Raw genomic sequence first — 16100 nt, forward strand, 5'->3', positions numbered from 1 at the left:
TGCGTACTTGGGAAACGGCATTCAAGTGGGTTGGGACTCGCTCTTTTGTCCGAGGGACCCTCGAACCAGCAACGCACAACCCACGCGTTGTGTCATCGGCGTAACCGGCTGGCCTTCGAATTGCGCGAGCATCACCTGACCAGCTGCCTTGCCGATCTCGTGCAGTTGCATGCGCACAGTTGTCAGAGCCGGGTTAATCATGTCGAGCAACGGGATGTCGTTGTAGCCCGTGATCGACACATCGGATGGGATCGACAGCCCCACCTCTCGGCAGGCCCGGATTGCGCCAATGGCAACGAGGTCGTTCACGCAAATGATAACGTCCGGACGGCTTTCCCCAGCTGTCAGAAGGGTCTCTGTAGCCCGTTTCCCTTCCTTCACCGACATGCGCGGGACGGCGACAATGCGGTGGTCCGGCAGTGCCACACCGGCTTGATCCAGTGTGTCTTTGATCCCGTGCCAACGTTCCCGCGCGGTCGACAGGTACTGCGGGGCCAGAATGACGGCTATATCCCGAAAGCCGGACGCGAGGACATGCTCCGTCATCACCCGCATGCCACCGTAGCAATCGTTGACGACCGCAGGTGATGTCTCCTGTTCGGTCTGACGAAGGACCGACACCAGCGGGATGCCGAGTTCCTGGCAGCGCTCTACAACTGGGTCCTGCAACCGTGTCGTTGCGAGAAATATCCCATCGACCAGACGTGCGGCCATCCGATTGACGATGTCGAGCTCCACATTGAGGTCGTAGCCCGTGTTGCTGACGAGTACCGCAAAGCCCTGCGGTGACAGGGCGTCTTCAATTCCGCTCAGGATCGGGGGATAGACCGGGTCGTTCATGTCATGGACGATCAACCCAATCGACCGTGTGGACTGGGTGCGCAGACTCGCCGCAATCGAGTTTGGGTGATAGCCAAGCTCCTTGGCCACGGACCGCACGCGTTCCGCCACATCATCAGAAATCCGGCCCTTTGCCCCCGGCCGCAAGACACGTGACACGGTCGAATAATGAACACCCGAAGCCGCCGCGACATCGGACAGCTTCACACGTGCCGCCCGGTGTTCAGCGCGCTTTGTCTTGCCATCTGCCATTTTGCCCGCCCAAGTCTTTGCACCTCGTTCCGCCCAAGCTTAGATCCATTGGTTGATATAGACGAGATGCGGCCACGCGGTGATCAATCCCAAGACAAAGATCATCATCAGCGCAAAGGGCACTGCTCCCATGAACACATCGCCCAGCGTTATTCGAGGGTCCTCAATACAACCTTTGATCACAAAACACGCAATGCCCAAGGGTGGTGTCAGCAGCCCTACTTCGACGGCGATAACCGTCAGGATGCCAAACCAGATCGGGTCTGCCTCAAAACCCTGCATCACGGGCAGAAAGAGTGGCACCATGATCAGGATGATGGAAACGGAGTCGATGATCGTGCCGAGGATCAGAACCACCAGCACATAGATCAGCACCACCAACAGAAACTGGTCTGTCGCCGTTTGGACAAGGCCTCCGATCTCCGTGGGAACGCCAGCCAAGGCCAGGGATCGACTGTACATGGTCGCAGCAATGATCAGGAAACAGATCGAAGCCGTGATGTGCCCGGTCTCCAAGAGGACTTTCCAGAACGCTTTCAGGCTCATCTTCTTTCGGGCTACCGCCAGAACAAGAGCGCAGATCGCTCCAACAGCCCCGGCTTCTGTTGGTGTGAAGATGCCGCCATAGATGCCGCCCAGAACGATAAAGACCAGGCCCATCAACGGAAGGAATTTGAGGAGAATTTCAAAAAGGCTGTGCCGGTCCCTTGGATCGCTTTCGGCAATAGCCGCTTGATCCGAGAACCGCCCTGTCTGATCATAGACAAACCACGGCATAAAATACGCCATGCCGATGATGCCGATGCAATAAACCGTCGAGAGCAGAATGCCGGGACCAATGCCCGCGAAGAACATCATCCCAATCGATTGCTCTGTCAGAATGGCGTAGATGATCAACAGGATGCTGGGCGGGATCAACATGCCCAAAACCGAGCTGCCCGCGACTGTGCCAACGGCGAAGCGTGGACTGTAGCCAAGACGCAGCATCTCCGGAACGGCCACGCGGGTGAACACGGCTGCCGAGGCAATGGACACACCTGTCACAGCAGCAAACACGGCATTCGAGCCCACTGTGGCAATCCCCAGCCCCCCCCGGACACGCCTTAGGAAGTAATCCCCGACATCGTAGGCATCCCTGCCCACATCAGACGCACTCATGATCAGGCCCATAAGGACAAAGAGCGGGATCACGGCAAAGGTCTGATCGGCAATCCCGTCAGCCGCCGCGAGTGTCAGCAGCTTCATGGCCAGTGTCAGGCTGTCCTTCTGAAGGGCCACCGACAGGAACGAGACCAAGCTTAGGGCAATGCCCACATGCATTCCCGAATAGATCAGCAGGACAATTGCCCCAACCGAGATCAGACCGATTTCCAGCCCAGTCATTTGGCACCTCCAAAGGTGGTCACAGGATGAAGAAAGTTTAAGAGTGTCTGCTTGGGCAACGGGTCACCCGCCGCGCAAAGCCTTGGCGTTGCGAGAGGCAAGAACCAGAAACTGAACCGACGCAGCTGTGGCCCCAAGAAGCATGATGCCTTCCAGCGGCCATGTGGGCGCTGTGAATATCCCGACATTGCCTTTGTAGTAGCCCCGGCTCCAGGCATCGATCAGCCGTGGGAACTGACCATAGGCAATTATGGCGAGCATGATCGCACCCGCGAGATTGAAGACCATGCGCAGTGCTTGGTCTGCCAATTTCCCTTTCACCCGCGCGATGAAGTTCAGAAACGTGTCCGACCGGGTCAGACGCTTCACGCGGATCGTATGGGCCAGTTGCAGATAGACCACGGCCACGATGCCCATCTCGGTCAGCTCGAAGGTGCCTGAGAGGGGCGCATCAAAGAGCCAACGGCCAAAGACATCGACATTCACGATGATCATCATGCCGAGCACAATCAGCGCTCCCACTGCATCCATGCCGATCACAAAAGGTGTGAAGCCGGGTGTGGGTGGCTCCTCTGAAGGGGCCGAAGCCCCTTCAGTGGTGGATGCGCGATCCTCTTTCACTGGTCCCACTGCCGTGCAACGGGCTGACCAGCGTCCCGCATCGCCTGCATGTACTCGGTCAGGATTTCCTGAGCCGGGACACCTTGCGCTTCAAGGTTATCGACCCATTCCTGTGCGAGATCAGGAAGAGTTGCCGCCCATTCCGCACGCTCCTGCGGGTCGATCTCAACCACGCTGCCGCCATTGGCCACGAAGGTCTCGCGAGCCTGACTGCCGAGCTCGGCCGCAAAGTTGCCGATGTCGATGCCATATTGCTTGGCCGCAGCGATCATCGCGTCCTTGACCTCGTCCGGGTAGCTGTCCCAAGCCTGTTGGTTGGCATTGATGACGTAGGAGTTCACACCACCAAGGTTGGCGTTGAAGTAGTTTCCGCAGACCTCGTAGAACTTGAGGGACACGACCGCTTCACCCCAAACCAGCATCGCATCGACCACGCCGGTCTCAACAAGCTGGTAGAAGTTCCCAAGGCTGCCGGTGACACCCGTGGCTCCAGCCGGTTCGATCCAGCGCAGGTTGGGACCAGCGCCCGCGACTTTCAGCCCGTCAATGTCGCTCAGCGAATTGATCGGCTCCGAGGAGCAGAGGATATAGTTGTCAGGGATGCCGCTTGCGGACAGTGTGACCTGATTCAGATTGGTCCATGTATCCCGAAACGCCGGATACTTGTCGACAAGACCATCGACCACTTCATGGATCAGAACCAGATCGGTTGTGGTGAAAGGTGTGACGTAACCAATCTGGTAGACAGGCAGCTTGTCGGCATGAAACGCGGTCGGAATGACCCCCATGTCCGCCAGACCTGTTTCGATGGCCTCCAGCTCGCCAGCGGGCTTGGCAAGCGTCCCAGAGAAGGCTTCCTGCCAGTTGATGGCATAGTTGCCGGTCTCGGCCAAACGTGCATCCACGCCCGGCATAAAGCTCTCTTTCAGCATTTTGACTGCGGCAACCGCTGGCGAGAACCCAGAGACGATGCTAACGTCGATTTCCTCTTGCGCGTAGACCGGAGCCGCGAAGCCCAACCCAGCGGCAAGAAGCACGCCGGACAAGACCTTGGTGGCCCCGCTCGAAGTTTTTGTATGGAAATGTATCATGTGTCTCCTCCCTTGATTGACTGAATGTTCTGCGCGCCTACGCGACCGAGGCGTGCGCATTTCCATTCACAGACAGGCTGTGAACGATCTCATTTGCTTGACTGAGCGTCTGCTCGACGAAGCAGCCTCGCCGCGCGGCACTCACCAACTCGGCGACCTTTTCCGGATCGGAGGACGATGTGACATCGACATCGATCTCGAACCCGACCGGGCGGCCTTGATAGGGTCCAACAGTGTCCGGCAAAGCCTCCCACTTTGCGCGGCAATCGACCTTAACGTCTTCCAAATCCACCTTGAGGCGCTTCGCAAAAACCCTGATCTGGGTCATCAGACAGCCCACCAGACCCGTTAGAAAGAACTCTAATGGTGTGGGCGCGGTGTCATCCCCGCCTTGAAATTTGCCCTCATCGGTGGCGAGCATCCGGGTTACCTGGAACGGTTGAACCGCCGACAGAGTGACCTCGTTGCGCAGCTTACCCACGCACACGCCTTCCGCCGTGAAATGCACGTTGAATAAGGGTTGTGACATGGTGAACTCCCGAAAAGACTGTTGCGCAAACGTTTGCACAGCTTCTCGCGTTCAGAGCAGCTCAATAAGCCCTGGAATGGTTCATTTTGAACAAGAGTTGCCCCAAACTGGACACCTTGCGTCTTGACAGTGGGTAAAGGGGTGGTCGTTTGGTCTTTTTAACGTGCAGAGTCACTACCGGAGGTCTCTGTCGTGTCGTCAGCGGCCTGTTCGGAGTCGAGTTCAGTCGCATCACCTGCGAGCGCAGCGGTCTCCGGCGTAGAGCCCCGCGCAAGAGGTTGCGCTTGGAACGCCACCTTGTCTTCTGCGGGAACCGATGGACGCAACTTCAGTCGCAGAACAGCAAACAGGATCAGAAGCACGTGGGCCGCCCCTGTCACAGCAAACAGGTAAGAGGCTCCAAAGCTGGTCATGACATATCCGGCAAGAGTTGGTCCAAAGATGGAACCGATGCCAAATACAAGAAGCAAACCTCCACTGACCTGAATGAATGCACCCGGTTCAGCGTGGTCGTTCGCATGTGCCACGATCACTGGATACATGGCGAACACCGTTGCCCCGAAGAGCGCCGACAGTGCGAGGATGATCATCGGATGTGTTGCGCCTGAGAACAGAAACAAGGCATCTGCAACCAGAGCGATTGCGGCGATCACAATCAGGACCACACGACGGTCGTACTTGTCGGATGTGATCCCCACCGGGATTTGAGACGCTGCACCGGCAAGGATGGGCACACTGGCAAAGAGCGCGATCTGGTCGATGGAGAAGCCGATCCGGCTGGCGTAGACCGCAGCCAGCGTACCGAAGGACGCATTCGAGACACCGACCATCAGGATGGCAAAGACGGCAATCGGAGAGTTCTTCCAAAGACCACGAAGGTTCAAAGACACTTGTGTCAGCGGTTTGGGGGTCGATGTCGCCGAAATCGCGGTTGGCAGCAACGCCAGGCAATATACCATTGCAGCGAGCACGAAGAAGAAAAATCCGCGCGCATCCCCCAAGGTGAGAACCATCTGGCCAGCAGTTGTCGCGGTCAGGTTCACCATTGTGTAGATGCCAAAGATGCGTCCCCTGGAGGCCGCATCCGTTCGCTCGTTGAGCCAGCTTTCCACGATCATCGCGGCACCGGCAAAGCAGAAGCCGGACAAGGCCCTAACAGGCACCCAGACCCAAGGTGTGATCAGAACGAGCGACAGGAGCACTGCGATGGACGCCAGAGCACACATCGCTCCGAACGCGCGAATATGCCCCACCCGCGCCACCAATTTGGGTGTCCTGAGGCAACCTGCAATAAAGCCAAGCGCCCAGCCGGTTCCTAGAAGCCCAAGTGACGTGGCCGTAAAGCCTTCGACATCGCCGCGCACAGGAAGGATGAGGCCGTTCACCCCACCCGCAAACACCAGAAACGCCGAGCCAAGCAAAAGCGCCGCGAGAGGCAATATGCTTTTTACCATCTCGGGCCTCTAAGCCGTTGGCACTGCTTAAGGTCAGCGGCGTGAGTATCTAGCAATAAGAGTAACACAAGCACACCGTAACCCGAAGGACCTAACTATGAAAAGACAACCGGGTCTGATCGAGTCAAAGCGGCGAGCTCCATCCACTCCCGAGCCAACCTGCCGGGGATCAAGTTAGACCCTTTCCCACCACTTGATTGACGAATGGTCGCGCCGTCGCTAGGCAAATTGCTATGGAAAACACGACAAGCGTCGCAATGATTTGGTGGCTGGCCTCCTGACAGGTTGGCCGGATGACCAATCGTATTCCGAGGCCGCCGCATGGGCGGCCTTTTGTTTTCCAAGCTTCCCGATGCGCGGTCACTCGTTTCATGAGAAGTCGCAAAATGAACAGACCAACCATTCTGACAGGCGACCGTACCACTGGGCCGCTTCACATTGGGCACTATGCGGGCTCACTCACAAACCGGCTGCGCTATCAGGACAGACATGAACAGTTTCTGCTGCTGGCGGACACCCAGGCCCTCACCGACAACGCCCTTTACCCAGAGAAGGTGCGGCGCAACGTGAGCGAGGTCGCGCTGGACTATCTGGCCGTGGGCATTGATCCCTGTCGCACGACCATCTGCCAGCAATCGCATCTTCCGGCGTTGGCGGAGATGTCAATGCTTTACCTGGACTTCGTCACGGTCGCACGGCTTGAACGAAATCCAACGATCAAGGACGAAATTCGTGTGCGTGGGTTCAGACGCGACATTCGTGCCGGATTTCTGTGTTATCCGGGGGCACAGGCTGCGGACATTACAGCCTTCAAGGCGACGGTCGTGCCCGTGGGCGAGGATCAGGCCCCGCTGATCGAGCAAACCAACGAGATCGTCCGGCGCATCAACTCTACGGTAGGCAGTGCCGTCTTGCCCGAAGCGCGGGCGATCATCCCAAAGGCGGGTCGGCTCCCCGGTATCGACGGAAAGGCCAAGATGTCGAAATCCGGGGGCAACGCCATAGCGCTGTCCACTTCGCCTGGCGAAATCAGAAATGCTGTCAGAGCGATGTTCACCGATCCGAACAACCTGCACATCGAAGACCCCGGCAGTACAGAGGGCAATGTCGTCTTTACCTATCTCGACGCCTTCGACCCCGATCAGGATGGGCTTGCCGAGCTTAAGGCGCAGTATCGGAGAGGTGGGCTTGGCAATGGAAAGAAAAAAGCTCGTCTGGAAGCGATCCTCCAAGAGTTTATCGCCCCAATTCGCACGCGCAGAGCACAGCTCTCTGAAGACAGGGGATACGTTCTTGAGATCATCAGAGATGGGCACGGAACGGGCGCGAGAGCGCACCGAGGCGAAAAAGCGGGAAGTCGTGAGTGCTTTAGGTCTTTTTCAGTTGTAGGTAACCAGACCTGGCGAGCCGGACGAAGTGCAGCTTCGTCTCGCACCACTGGCGCAGCAACGGTCGGCGCGAAAGTGCGAAGCTCGATAAGCTGACAAATAACTCGTGTCAGACCACGATCACCAAGTCCTGCGGAACGAGGGCCTAGGCCCTCGAACTGCGAGGGACTAGGGTCGTGGTGACAGGTGGTGATGATTGGTGCTTGAACAGAGCGGTTCTAGGGCCGGGGGCCGGGGCCAGATAGACCTTCGAAAAACCACAGATTTGATATTTTGAGCCGAAGTGCTCGGAAATGTTAAAAGGCAAAAAGGGCTGATTTTTTCGAAAAACTCGAAATTGGATGTTTTGAGACAAAATGCTCGGAATTGTTAGGCAAAAATCGATTTTGGCGACCAAAAACTAGACATTTTGAGACAAAGTGCTCGGAAATTGCCAAAAGCTCAAAAAAACGTAAAAAAGAGGGCTGTTTTGACCACTAGGGGGTCTGGGGGGTTTTTTCAAAACACTGACACTCTGCCTCACTCTTTTAAAAAAAACCTATATCTACTACTTATTCTATTACTCTCTTTTGCACATGGAAAATTGTCGAAAGAAAGTGGATATAACTAAATTAAGTCCAAGGAGAAACCACAACTCTCTGATCTCAATTTAGTCAAAAATGACTCATTCTTCACCCCCCCCGCTGGCTTTGAAACCCTTCTGGTCCCCCGAAAACACTTGCTGGTTTTCTCACTGGGAGGCCCCGCACAGCGCTATCTCTTCTTTTCGGCTACCCATGGTGCGGACAACCTCGACTTCGCACTCCACGGCAGCACTGTGGCCCGCAAATCGCTATCCTCGAACCTAACACTACCTCCCAACTCCAGTTCCAACTCTGAAATGACCCCAGACGGGTCATGTCACGGCTGGACCCATGCCCTCGGCCCAATGTTTCACGTAGGGCCTAGGGCCACATCTACCCTCAGGGCCACACCAACCCCCCGAAAATCTTCGTATAGCCACTAGGGATCGGGCTGTAACCCCTATTCAACCCCTCAGAACAGAGGACATATCTCTGTCATGATACAGAACTTCTCAACACAACAGAAACTCCTCAAGCTGTGTGAACTCACAGCGATGCAAGAAAAAACCATCTTCGCAAAGGCCGTTGCGAAGGTGATGGACGACCCTGCGAACTTCGAACTCATGACTCAAGCGGCGGGAATGCGGTGGAAGGGAAAACCTCTCAAAGCCAACACCGTACGGAACTGGATCGACCCTGTTCGCAAACAGTACATCAAGGACTTCCCAGACATCACGGACGACCAGAGGCAACAAATCGCGGCCTTCATTCCAGTCCGTCACCGGGAACGCCGTGGGCTGCAAAAGCAACGCGCTACTGAACTCCTTGCCCAAGGCCTGACCTACTCGAAAGTCGCAGAGATTCTTGGCCTCTCACGGCACATCGTCTCAGGTTGGAAGTTGCAGAAGTCCGCTCCATGGCAGACTGAAGCGCTCAAGATGCACTACAACCACATCTCGGGTCGCAAGATCGCCCAGAAACTGGGCATTGAACGCAACAGGGTAGCTCGGTTCCTGCGGGGGAAACCTCGTGGACCTGATCCCTATGCACCCCCTGGCCAAAATCACGTCTCCGAGTCGTAAATCTGAAGGACACCAAGACCTTGCCCTTCGTATCCTGCAGGAGACGACGCTAGAGCGGGAGCTCGACAACACCTGATCGCACGGCACCTCAACAGACCACGTTGAGCCTATCCCTCACCATACCGCGGCCTAAGCCCAGCGCATGCAGATGCCGTTGGGCTTTTTCAGATTACACTCATGCCAAGAAGGGACCGTGCCATGGCAGGGACCGAACAAAAGCCTGATGTTTACACACAGGTGACTAACCATATCATCCAAGCAATGGAAACCGTAGGTACATTCCGACTTCCGTGGATCACCGACGAAGGCACGCGCTGTGCGCGACCAGTCAACATCGCCTCTCAGCATCCCTATAATGGTGTGAACACCATCAGCTTGTGGATCACAGCCCTCGGAGCCGCCTACCCTTCGCATGTCTGGGGAACGTATCGACAATGGCAGGCGAAGGGATGCCAGGTGCGCAAGGGCGAGAAAGCCACCGTCATCGTTTTCTATCGCAGATTGGATCACGATGATAAGGAACGCGTGCGTTTCGTCGCCAAAGCCAGCTGGGTTTTCAACGCCGCGCAAGTGGACGGGTACGCGGCAACGGAACATGTCCTGCCAGACATGCCCTCGTTCGACCCTGTGCACTCTGCGGAGATCTTAGTCGCGCGGACGGGTGCCAAGGTCGAGGAACACGGTGACGTTGCATGCTACATTCCAAGCCAAGACGTCATCCTGATGCCGGATCGCAGACGGTTCACCGATCAGCGATCAACAGCGCCCAGTGAGGCGTTTTACAGTACTCTCTGCCACGAACTGGTTCATTGGTCTGGGGCCAAGCCACGGTTGGATCGGGACCTGACAGGCCGTTTCGGGGATAAGGCTTACGCCATGGAGGAGCTGGTTGCTGAGCTGGGCGCAGCCTTCCTTTGTGCCGATCTTGGGATTTCTCAAGCACCGCGTGAGGACCATGCGGGCTACATCAAGTCATGGCTCGCTGTCCTGAAGGAGGACAAGCGGGCGATATTCACGGCGGCCTCGAAGGCGGCGCAGGCAGCACAGTGGTTGCAGTCAATGGACGCCATCGACGTCAAATCCGCCGAGGCCGCCTAGACCGGCAACGGGACAACGAACGCAACCCAACGACGAACACCCTTTCGAGAGCACCGCGTCGACCGCTGTCAGACACCATGACTGGCTGAGGGCGCACTCTCGTGTGCAGGCCGCACCTACTCAACGGAAAATTTCGTCCCAGCCCTATCCATTCTCTAAATCATCAATTCAGGTTCAATCATGAAGATTCTTGTACAATCGCTCGCTCTTATGGCTGTACTGACCGCCTGTGTCGAACAAGCTGAGGTCCCATTCATTCCGGTGTCTCCACAACCTGTAAGCCCAGCTGCGATGTCAAACTCGGTCACAGCCCTGCGCTCCATGCTCAATGACCCGGCCTCACTCCGCATCACCTATACCGCGACCTTTGCCTCCGACACAGGTTCATTTCAGTTGGTCTGCATCACCTTCTCGGCCCGCAACAGCTTCAATGGTATGAGCCCGCCCAATTACTTCGGTGCAACCCTGTTCAATGGGGTTGTTCGAGACGCCAAGATCGAGAGCCGGTTCGCGACTTACGAGTGCAGTACGGCTATGCGGGAAGGGCGGCTCTACCTATGAATTTGAATAGTAAAAACATTGAAGCCACTTATATTATTTTTCAGCGCAGCACTAGCTATACACATGGCTTTACAATCAAGGCTCGGTATTTTCTCGTGGTCAGTTCCCGCAGGCATATAGATAGTGCTCGACGCCCCAAGTACTCTGGTCTTGGCCTTGCTCGTACCGTCTGGGATAGATAGCCGTACCCCCGCAGCCCATCTTTGGACATGAGAAATCAAAGTGAAGACGAACATTTGAGAGAAAGGTCTTGCAATTACATCTTGAGAAAGTAGTAAATCATGACAAAGGACATATTTATTGAGCTATGCCGAAAATATGCGCAAACCGAACCTAGCAGTGACGATAATCACATTGCGCATTACATTTCTGGGAGCACTATCAGCTTGCACATCGACAACCGCAAGCCTCGACAGGCTACCCTATACCAACGCTCCTACAATAGATTTTTCAGATAGAAGCAATAGACTAATTTATATCAGAAACGTTCCTACATCATGCAAAAAGGCAGATCGTATATTTCCGGAAAAACTCGAGCCGACTATTGGAAATATTATTCTTTTGACCGGCGGCCTTCTAATAGATCGCGATCTTCCTCTAAGCAACCTTGCGTCTCAAGCTGGAAGCAGTGGTTCTTTTCAAAGTCGCGCCACTGGAAGGTATTTTCTGGAATTAAATAGCGGAAATCGGAATGAAACACTGCGATACCTATCAAGCCTTGAGTCCAGCGAAATTGAATGCGTAAAAGACAAACTTGAAGAATTAAGACGTCAACTCCGTGTTACGGCTGCTTACCCGTTTGGCGCTCAAATCCCGACTAGCGCTGGACCAGTCCAGCGAGAGCAGAAGATCGATGAGTTGAACCAACTCATAAGTAAAATGGGAAGCACAGCTAGAAATTTTCGCACGGCCTACGGTCAGGCAAGAGCTTCTGTGATTGCATTGACCGAACCATTAAGACCGTCCGCAAGACCCGATCTACCTATTTCAAGAACTCCAGAGCCAGCCCCTAATACGCAAACTCCCCGAGAACCAATTGATCCGTTACCGCCTCCAAATATACCAGAAACAAGTCCGACCCCCCCAAGTATCGAACCTAACCCGCAATCAACTGAAAGCTGGAACGGAGTGTTTGAGATAATCGCAGGCTTACTGGGTAATGATTGTCGAGTTTCGAGATCAACCGGATGTGCTTGAATTCATTGCAGGGTTCCCCCGCAAGCCTCGTAAACCAAGCGCTGATCTATATACGTAGACCGTGATGCTCGCTCAACGAGCTGCTTGTATTGTGCACCAAGCTGACGATCAAAAGCATTTTGATTCTGCGAAGAGCAATAGAAAGCAGCAAGAGTACTAGCGGCAGCCGCACCAGTTCTCGTATCGCACTGTGAGGCCGAATCCATTAACTGCAAATACTCAGAGAACCTTCCTTGATCTCTAGAGTCTGCGATAAGACGTGCTTCGTCAAACGCTGCGCCACACCCTTTTACCCTATCGATTATCGCATCCCCCCAAGCGCTAAACTGACTGGAGAAAAGTGCAGAAGCTAAAAGGCTTACCAGTATTACAGCAGCCTCAATTGTTATGATCCAACGCCAAGACATTCTTGAATCGCTCACCTCACACCTCTGACATCTAGTCAACCTCAATTACCGCTACGTTGGTGAACCTAGAACGACTTGTCGAGTGGGTTTTAAAGCAAAATAGTGATCACGATATAGAACGTTGGTCAAACCGTTCGATTTTGTTGCGTGAGCGATACTGAGCAAGGACCTATGGATGAGCCGTCTTTTTCAGAGGGTGAAAGTTAACAAATCATTCTGAAAGGCCTCAAGCTATTTGGCCTCCGCGCTATGATAGCTCCCGAAATCTCTCAGAATTTACCTGATTTTGCCTGCCTCCATTTGGTGCAAGGCCCTGATTTACCTGTCAGAAAAGGGTGTACACCTTCCATATCGCCAGCGGCCTCCAGGCAACAGAGTAGACCCATCGAGAGGCACACACCGCCCCTCGGTGGGGCCACCTGAGGTCCACGCGGAACAAGCGCTCGCTAGCCTCCTGTGATGGGGTGTTCAGGCCATAGCTCTGCCCTGTTGTAGACAGGGTGAAACAAGCCGGATTGGTGGGGTTTGGCGTACCCCCAATCAGACAGTGCCTGGAAGGCCTGACCTGCGGGGTCAGGGTGGGACAGTCCGGCCAGAGACAGCGAAGAGACGGACCCTCTGTCAGCTTCTGCAGGCACGTCCCAATTGGTTCCTGACGGTCCAAGACAGGACAGCCTGTGGCGGGCGAGAGAGTTCTTGTCTCACGACCCAAGCGCGCTTGGGCAGGTCTGACACACCTGCGCGTTCAAAGTCCGGTCTCCCCGGCCATCGACACGGCACATGTGACAACAGTCGATGAAACTCTCCAATGGCAACACCCTTTCTACGTCCGGCCAACCGGACCTGAGCCACGCGCTCTGGGATTTCGGGTGTTGCCTGACATGGGCCACCAGCGCGTGACCCATGACGGCAACATCCCCTTTGGAGACCCAACATGACACGTATCAATTTCAACAAGCTTGCGCTTGCCAACAGCGACGATCAATTCATCGCGGCCATTGCCTCGATCCAAAGACGGGGCGAGACTGTCCAGCTCGACATCCACCTCTTTTTGGTCGCCGTGGCCTCCCGATGGGCCAGCACGGGCGATGTCCGCCCCGCCGTCAAGATGATCAACAAACTGGTCGATGCCCTGCCCTCTGGCATCCGCTCCAATGCCATCAAGGCATGGGTTGAGACCCATCTCGGGTTCAAGTGGGACCAAGCGGGCATGTTCACACCGAGCGATCTGAAACACGCGGACCTGTCGATCAAGAAGCTCGCCAATATCCGCTGGTGGGAGTTCAAGCCGGAGCCTGACTACAAGCCGATGGATTTCACGGCCTCTGTGCTCACGCTGATCAAGAAGGCGGATGAGCGGGTGCGCAAGAACGATCCCAGAGATGCCATTAATGGCGACACGCTGCGCGCGGTGAAGTTTGCGGCCTCCGGCAAGACACTTGGCGTGGCAGACCTACTGAGCGCCATCCAGGCCCTCGACCCTCAGGACATGGCGCAATTGATGATCGAGCTCTCAGGTCCTCAGGAACAGCGTCAGGCGGCGTGAGGGCTGCACCACAGGGGGGCAACAGGGTCGATACGTACCTTATACCCACCGGCCCTGCCCCATAAATTTGCGAGGACAAGACATGCTGAACATGTATTCAGATCACTACAGGCTGACCGCCAACCACGTTGACGGAGCCCGAGCTCGAAGATTTCGCATGCGGGCAAGGGGCAAGCCCAGGAAGACCATCAAGACGCGCGAGCCATCCAGTGTCGCACGGGACGAACAGATGCTTCTTGGCCTACTGGAGAAGAGCTGTGCTGCCGCCGAACGCGTAGCACGGACAACCGGGCTGCAAAGACACCTGAGGCTTGCGAAACAGGCGAAGCAGCGGCTGAACGACCACGCCAAAGCAATGCATTCGGCACACTCTCAGTAGCACCCACAACCCTGCGCACGACTCCTCAAAACACATCATCCCATCGCGGAGACAATACCATGAACGCTCCCACACCAGCGGACTTTGCGCGTGAACTAGCCACGCGGTTTGGCCCAAAACCCGATCCGACCAATCCGTTCTTCCAACCCGTGGAAATCGCCACACATCGACTCCTCATTCAAGCTGTCTCGGAGGTCTTCGGTCCCGAAGACCCGTTTGCACAATTTGCCAAGGCCTATGAGCGGGCCTACCGCCTGATGGTGCCTGTTCATTGGTCCGGGGAGGACACGGCGGAGTGCCTTGAAGCCAGTTTGGACAACATGCGTGCAGCGTGGGAGGTCATCGAACGGGATACTGTGCTGACTATCGATGACATGCGTGGGTAGGCGAGCCAAAAAATCTCTTTATCCCCACTGGGCATCCGCATGCGGACACTCCCAGCCTTGGCGGCAATAGCTGTAAGTAAAGCCAAGCACGGGTTCTCTAGACCCTTAGTGCTTCGACCAGACAGAGACCAATCGGAGGAAGTATTGCGTTGCAGACCCACCCGCCTTTCACACCCGACACTCTGGCAGCCCGCTGGTGCTGCTCATCCGAAACCATTCGCCAAATGATCAATCGCGGTCAGCTTCAAGCATTCCGCTTGAAGCGCTTGTACCGCATCCCCCATCACGTCGTGGAGGCCTACGAATGCCAGAACTTAAAATTGGACACCTACGCGGAGGCCTCTGCGTCTATTGGTACGAAAATGGAAGACGTCAGCGTCATCAGCTTGAAGCATGCACCCGCAAGGAAGCGGAAGCAGAAGCGTTAGATGTTTACAAAAGGGAGGCTTTGCGACCGTCGGCCCCGACGGTTTCAGACCTTTGGCAAAAATACTTGGAGGAACGGAAAGGTCGCCCTGTCGCGGAAACGATGATCTATACAGGAAAACCAGTGTTGAAACACTTTGGCGCTCTGCGTGCAGATCAAATCGATGCACCCTGTTGTCGGAGTTATGCGGACATTCGATATAAAGCCGGTGTCCAGCCTGGGACAGTCTGGACTGAACTTGGGCATCTGACGACAGTATTGAACTGGGGCAAGACCACACGCCTTATCGATCACGTCCCGAGCATTCCCCGTCCACAAAAACCGGCACCAAAGGATCGGTATTTGACCCGACAGGAAATCAAACGACTCTTTGATGCGGCCTCCCAGCCGCACATCAAGCTGGCCATTCTTCTGATGCTGTCGACCGCAGCACGTGTTGGTGCAGTCCTCGAATTGACATGGGATCGTGTCGATTTCGACCGAAACCAGATTGATTTGCGTAAATCGGCATCCGGCCCTCGCAAGGGGCGCGCGGTGGTGCCAATGAATCCGGGGCTCCGCGACGCCCTATTGGGTGCGAAACAGGCTGCACTGAGCGACTACGTCATCGAATGGGCCGGAAAGCCATTAAAGAAGATCACGCGCGGGTTTTCGTCGGCAGCGAAAGCCGCCGGGTTGGAGGACGTCACACCACATGTTCTACGGCACACCAGCGCAGTGCATATGGCCGAGGCGGGCATCCCGATGTCTGAGATCAGTCAATACATGGGGCACTCGAACACCTCGATTACAGAACGCGTGTATGCAAGATTCTCACCGGATCATCTGCGCCATGCTGCTGACGTTCTCGACTTCACGCAACGCGATTAGGTGCTTTGGTTCAATGAACCAGAGAT

14 protein-coding genes are annotated in these 16100 nt (G+C 55.5%); 8 read left to right on the forward strand and 6 right to left on the reverse strand.

Annotated elements, in window-relative coordinates:
• Positions 1–21: 21 nt before the first annotated feature.
• The 6 genes from MCRY_RS12105 to MCRY_RS12130 form a co-directional block, all read right to left on the reverse strand.
• Positions 22–1092: a LacI family DNA-binding transcriptional regulator gene (locus tag MCRY_RS12105; RefSeq protein ID WP_085630188.1), complete on the reverse strand. Its 1071-nt coding sequence runs from the start codon at positions 1090–1092 to the stop codon at positions 22–24.
• 39 nt (positions 1093–1131) lie between these two features.
• Positions 1132–2475 (reverse strand): TRAP transporter large permease, encoded by a 1344-nt coding sequence (locus MCRY_RS12110; RefSeq protein ID WP_085630190.1) that lies wholly within the window; start codon positions 2473–2475, stop codon positions 1132–1134.
• A gap of 63 nt (positions 2476–2538) precedes the next feature.
• On the reverse strand, positions 2539–3096 hold the full coding sequence (locus MCRY_RS12115; protein ID WP_138488128.1) for a TRAP transporter small permease subunit: 558 nt from the start codon (positions 3094–3096) through the stop codon (positions 2539–2541).
• Entirely contained in the window at positions 3093–4187 is a 1095-nt protein-coding gene (locus tag MCRY_RS12120) for a C4-dicarboxylate TRAP transporter substrate-binding protein (RefSeq protein WP_171046164.1), read from the reverse strand. The genes MCRY_RS12115 and MCRY_RS12120 overlap by 4 nt, the downstream gene beginning before the upstream one ends.
• A gap of 37 nt (positions 4188–4224) precedes the next feature.
• Positions 4225–4716, reverse strand: coding sequence for an OsmC family protein (locus MCRY_RS12125; RefSeq protein WP_085630196.1), 492 nt, complete (start codon positions 4714–4716; stop codon positions 4225–4227).
• 158 nt (positions 4717–4874) lie between these two features.
• A complete protein-coding gene (locus MCRY_RS12130) occupies positions 4875–6170 on the reverse strand; it encodes an MFS transporter (RefSeq protein WP_085630198.1) in 1296 nt (431 codons plus the stop codon).
• A 293-nt stretch (positions 6171–6463) separates the two neighbouring features.
• Between MCRY_RS12130 and trpS the strand changes: the two genes are divergently transcribed.
• From trpS to MCRY_RS12170, 8 genes are all read left to right on the forward strand, one after another.
• Complete coding sequence (trpS, locus tag MCRY_RS12135; RefSeq protein WP_238939841.1) at positions 6464–7654, forward strand: tryptophan--tRNA ligase; 1191 nt, start codon at positions 6464–6466, stop codon at positions 7652–7654.
• Positions 7655–8618: 964 nt separating this feature from the next.
• Complete coding sequence (locus MCRY_RS12140; RefSeq protein ID WP_085630200.1) at positions 8619–9203, forward strand: helix-turn-helix domain-containing protein; 585 nt, start codon at positions 8619–8621, stop codon at positions 9201–9203.
• A gap of 198 nt (positions 9204–9401) precedes the next feature.
• Positions 9402–10301: an ArdC family protein gene (locus MCRY_RS12145; protein ID WP_085630202.1), complete on the forward strand. Its 900-nt coding sequence runs from the start codon at positions 9402–9404 to the stop codon at positions 10299–10301.
• Positions 10302–10481: 180 nt separating this feature from the next.
• Entirely contained in the window at positions 10482–10862 is a 381-nt protein-coding gene (locus tag MCRY_RS12150) for a hypothetical protein (RefSeq protein WP_085630204.1), read from the forward strand.
• A 300-nt stretch (positions 10863–11162) separates the two neighbouring features.
• Complete coding sequence (locus MCRY_RS22600) at positions 11163–12059, forward strand: hypothetical protein (RefSeq protein WP_138488127.1); 897 nt, start codon at positions 11163–11165, stop codon at positions 12057–12059.
• Positions 12060–13400: 1341 nt separating this feature from the next.
• Positions 13401–14012 carry a hypothetical protein gene (locus tag MCRY_RS12155; protein WP_085630206.1) on the forward strand — a complete coding sequence of 204 codons (612 nt, stop codon included), beginning with the start codon at positions 13401–13403 and terminating at the stop codon, positions 14010–14012.
• A gap of 438 nt (positions 14013–14450) precedes the next feature.
• Complete coding sequence (locus tag MCRY_RS12165) at positions 14451–14777, forward strand: hypothetical protein (protein WP_085630209.1); 327 nt, start codon at positions 14451–14453, stop codon at positions 14775–14777.
• Positions 14778–15081: 304 nt separating this feature from the next.
• Positions 15082–16074, forward strand: coding sequence for a tyrosine-type recombinase/integrase (locus tag MCRY_RS12170; RefSeq protein WP_085630211.1), 993 nt, complete (start codon positions 15082–15084; stop codon positions 16072–16074).
• The last annotated feature ends 26 nt before the right edge of the window (positions 16075–16100 follow it).

Source organism: Marivita cryptomonadis (assembly GCF_002115725.1).
GTDB lineage: Bacteria > Pseudomonadota > Alphaproteobacteria > Rhodobacterales > Rhodobacteraceae > Marivita > Marivita cryptomonadis.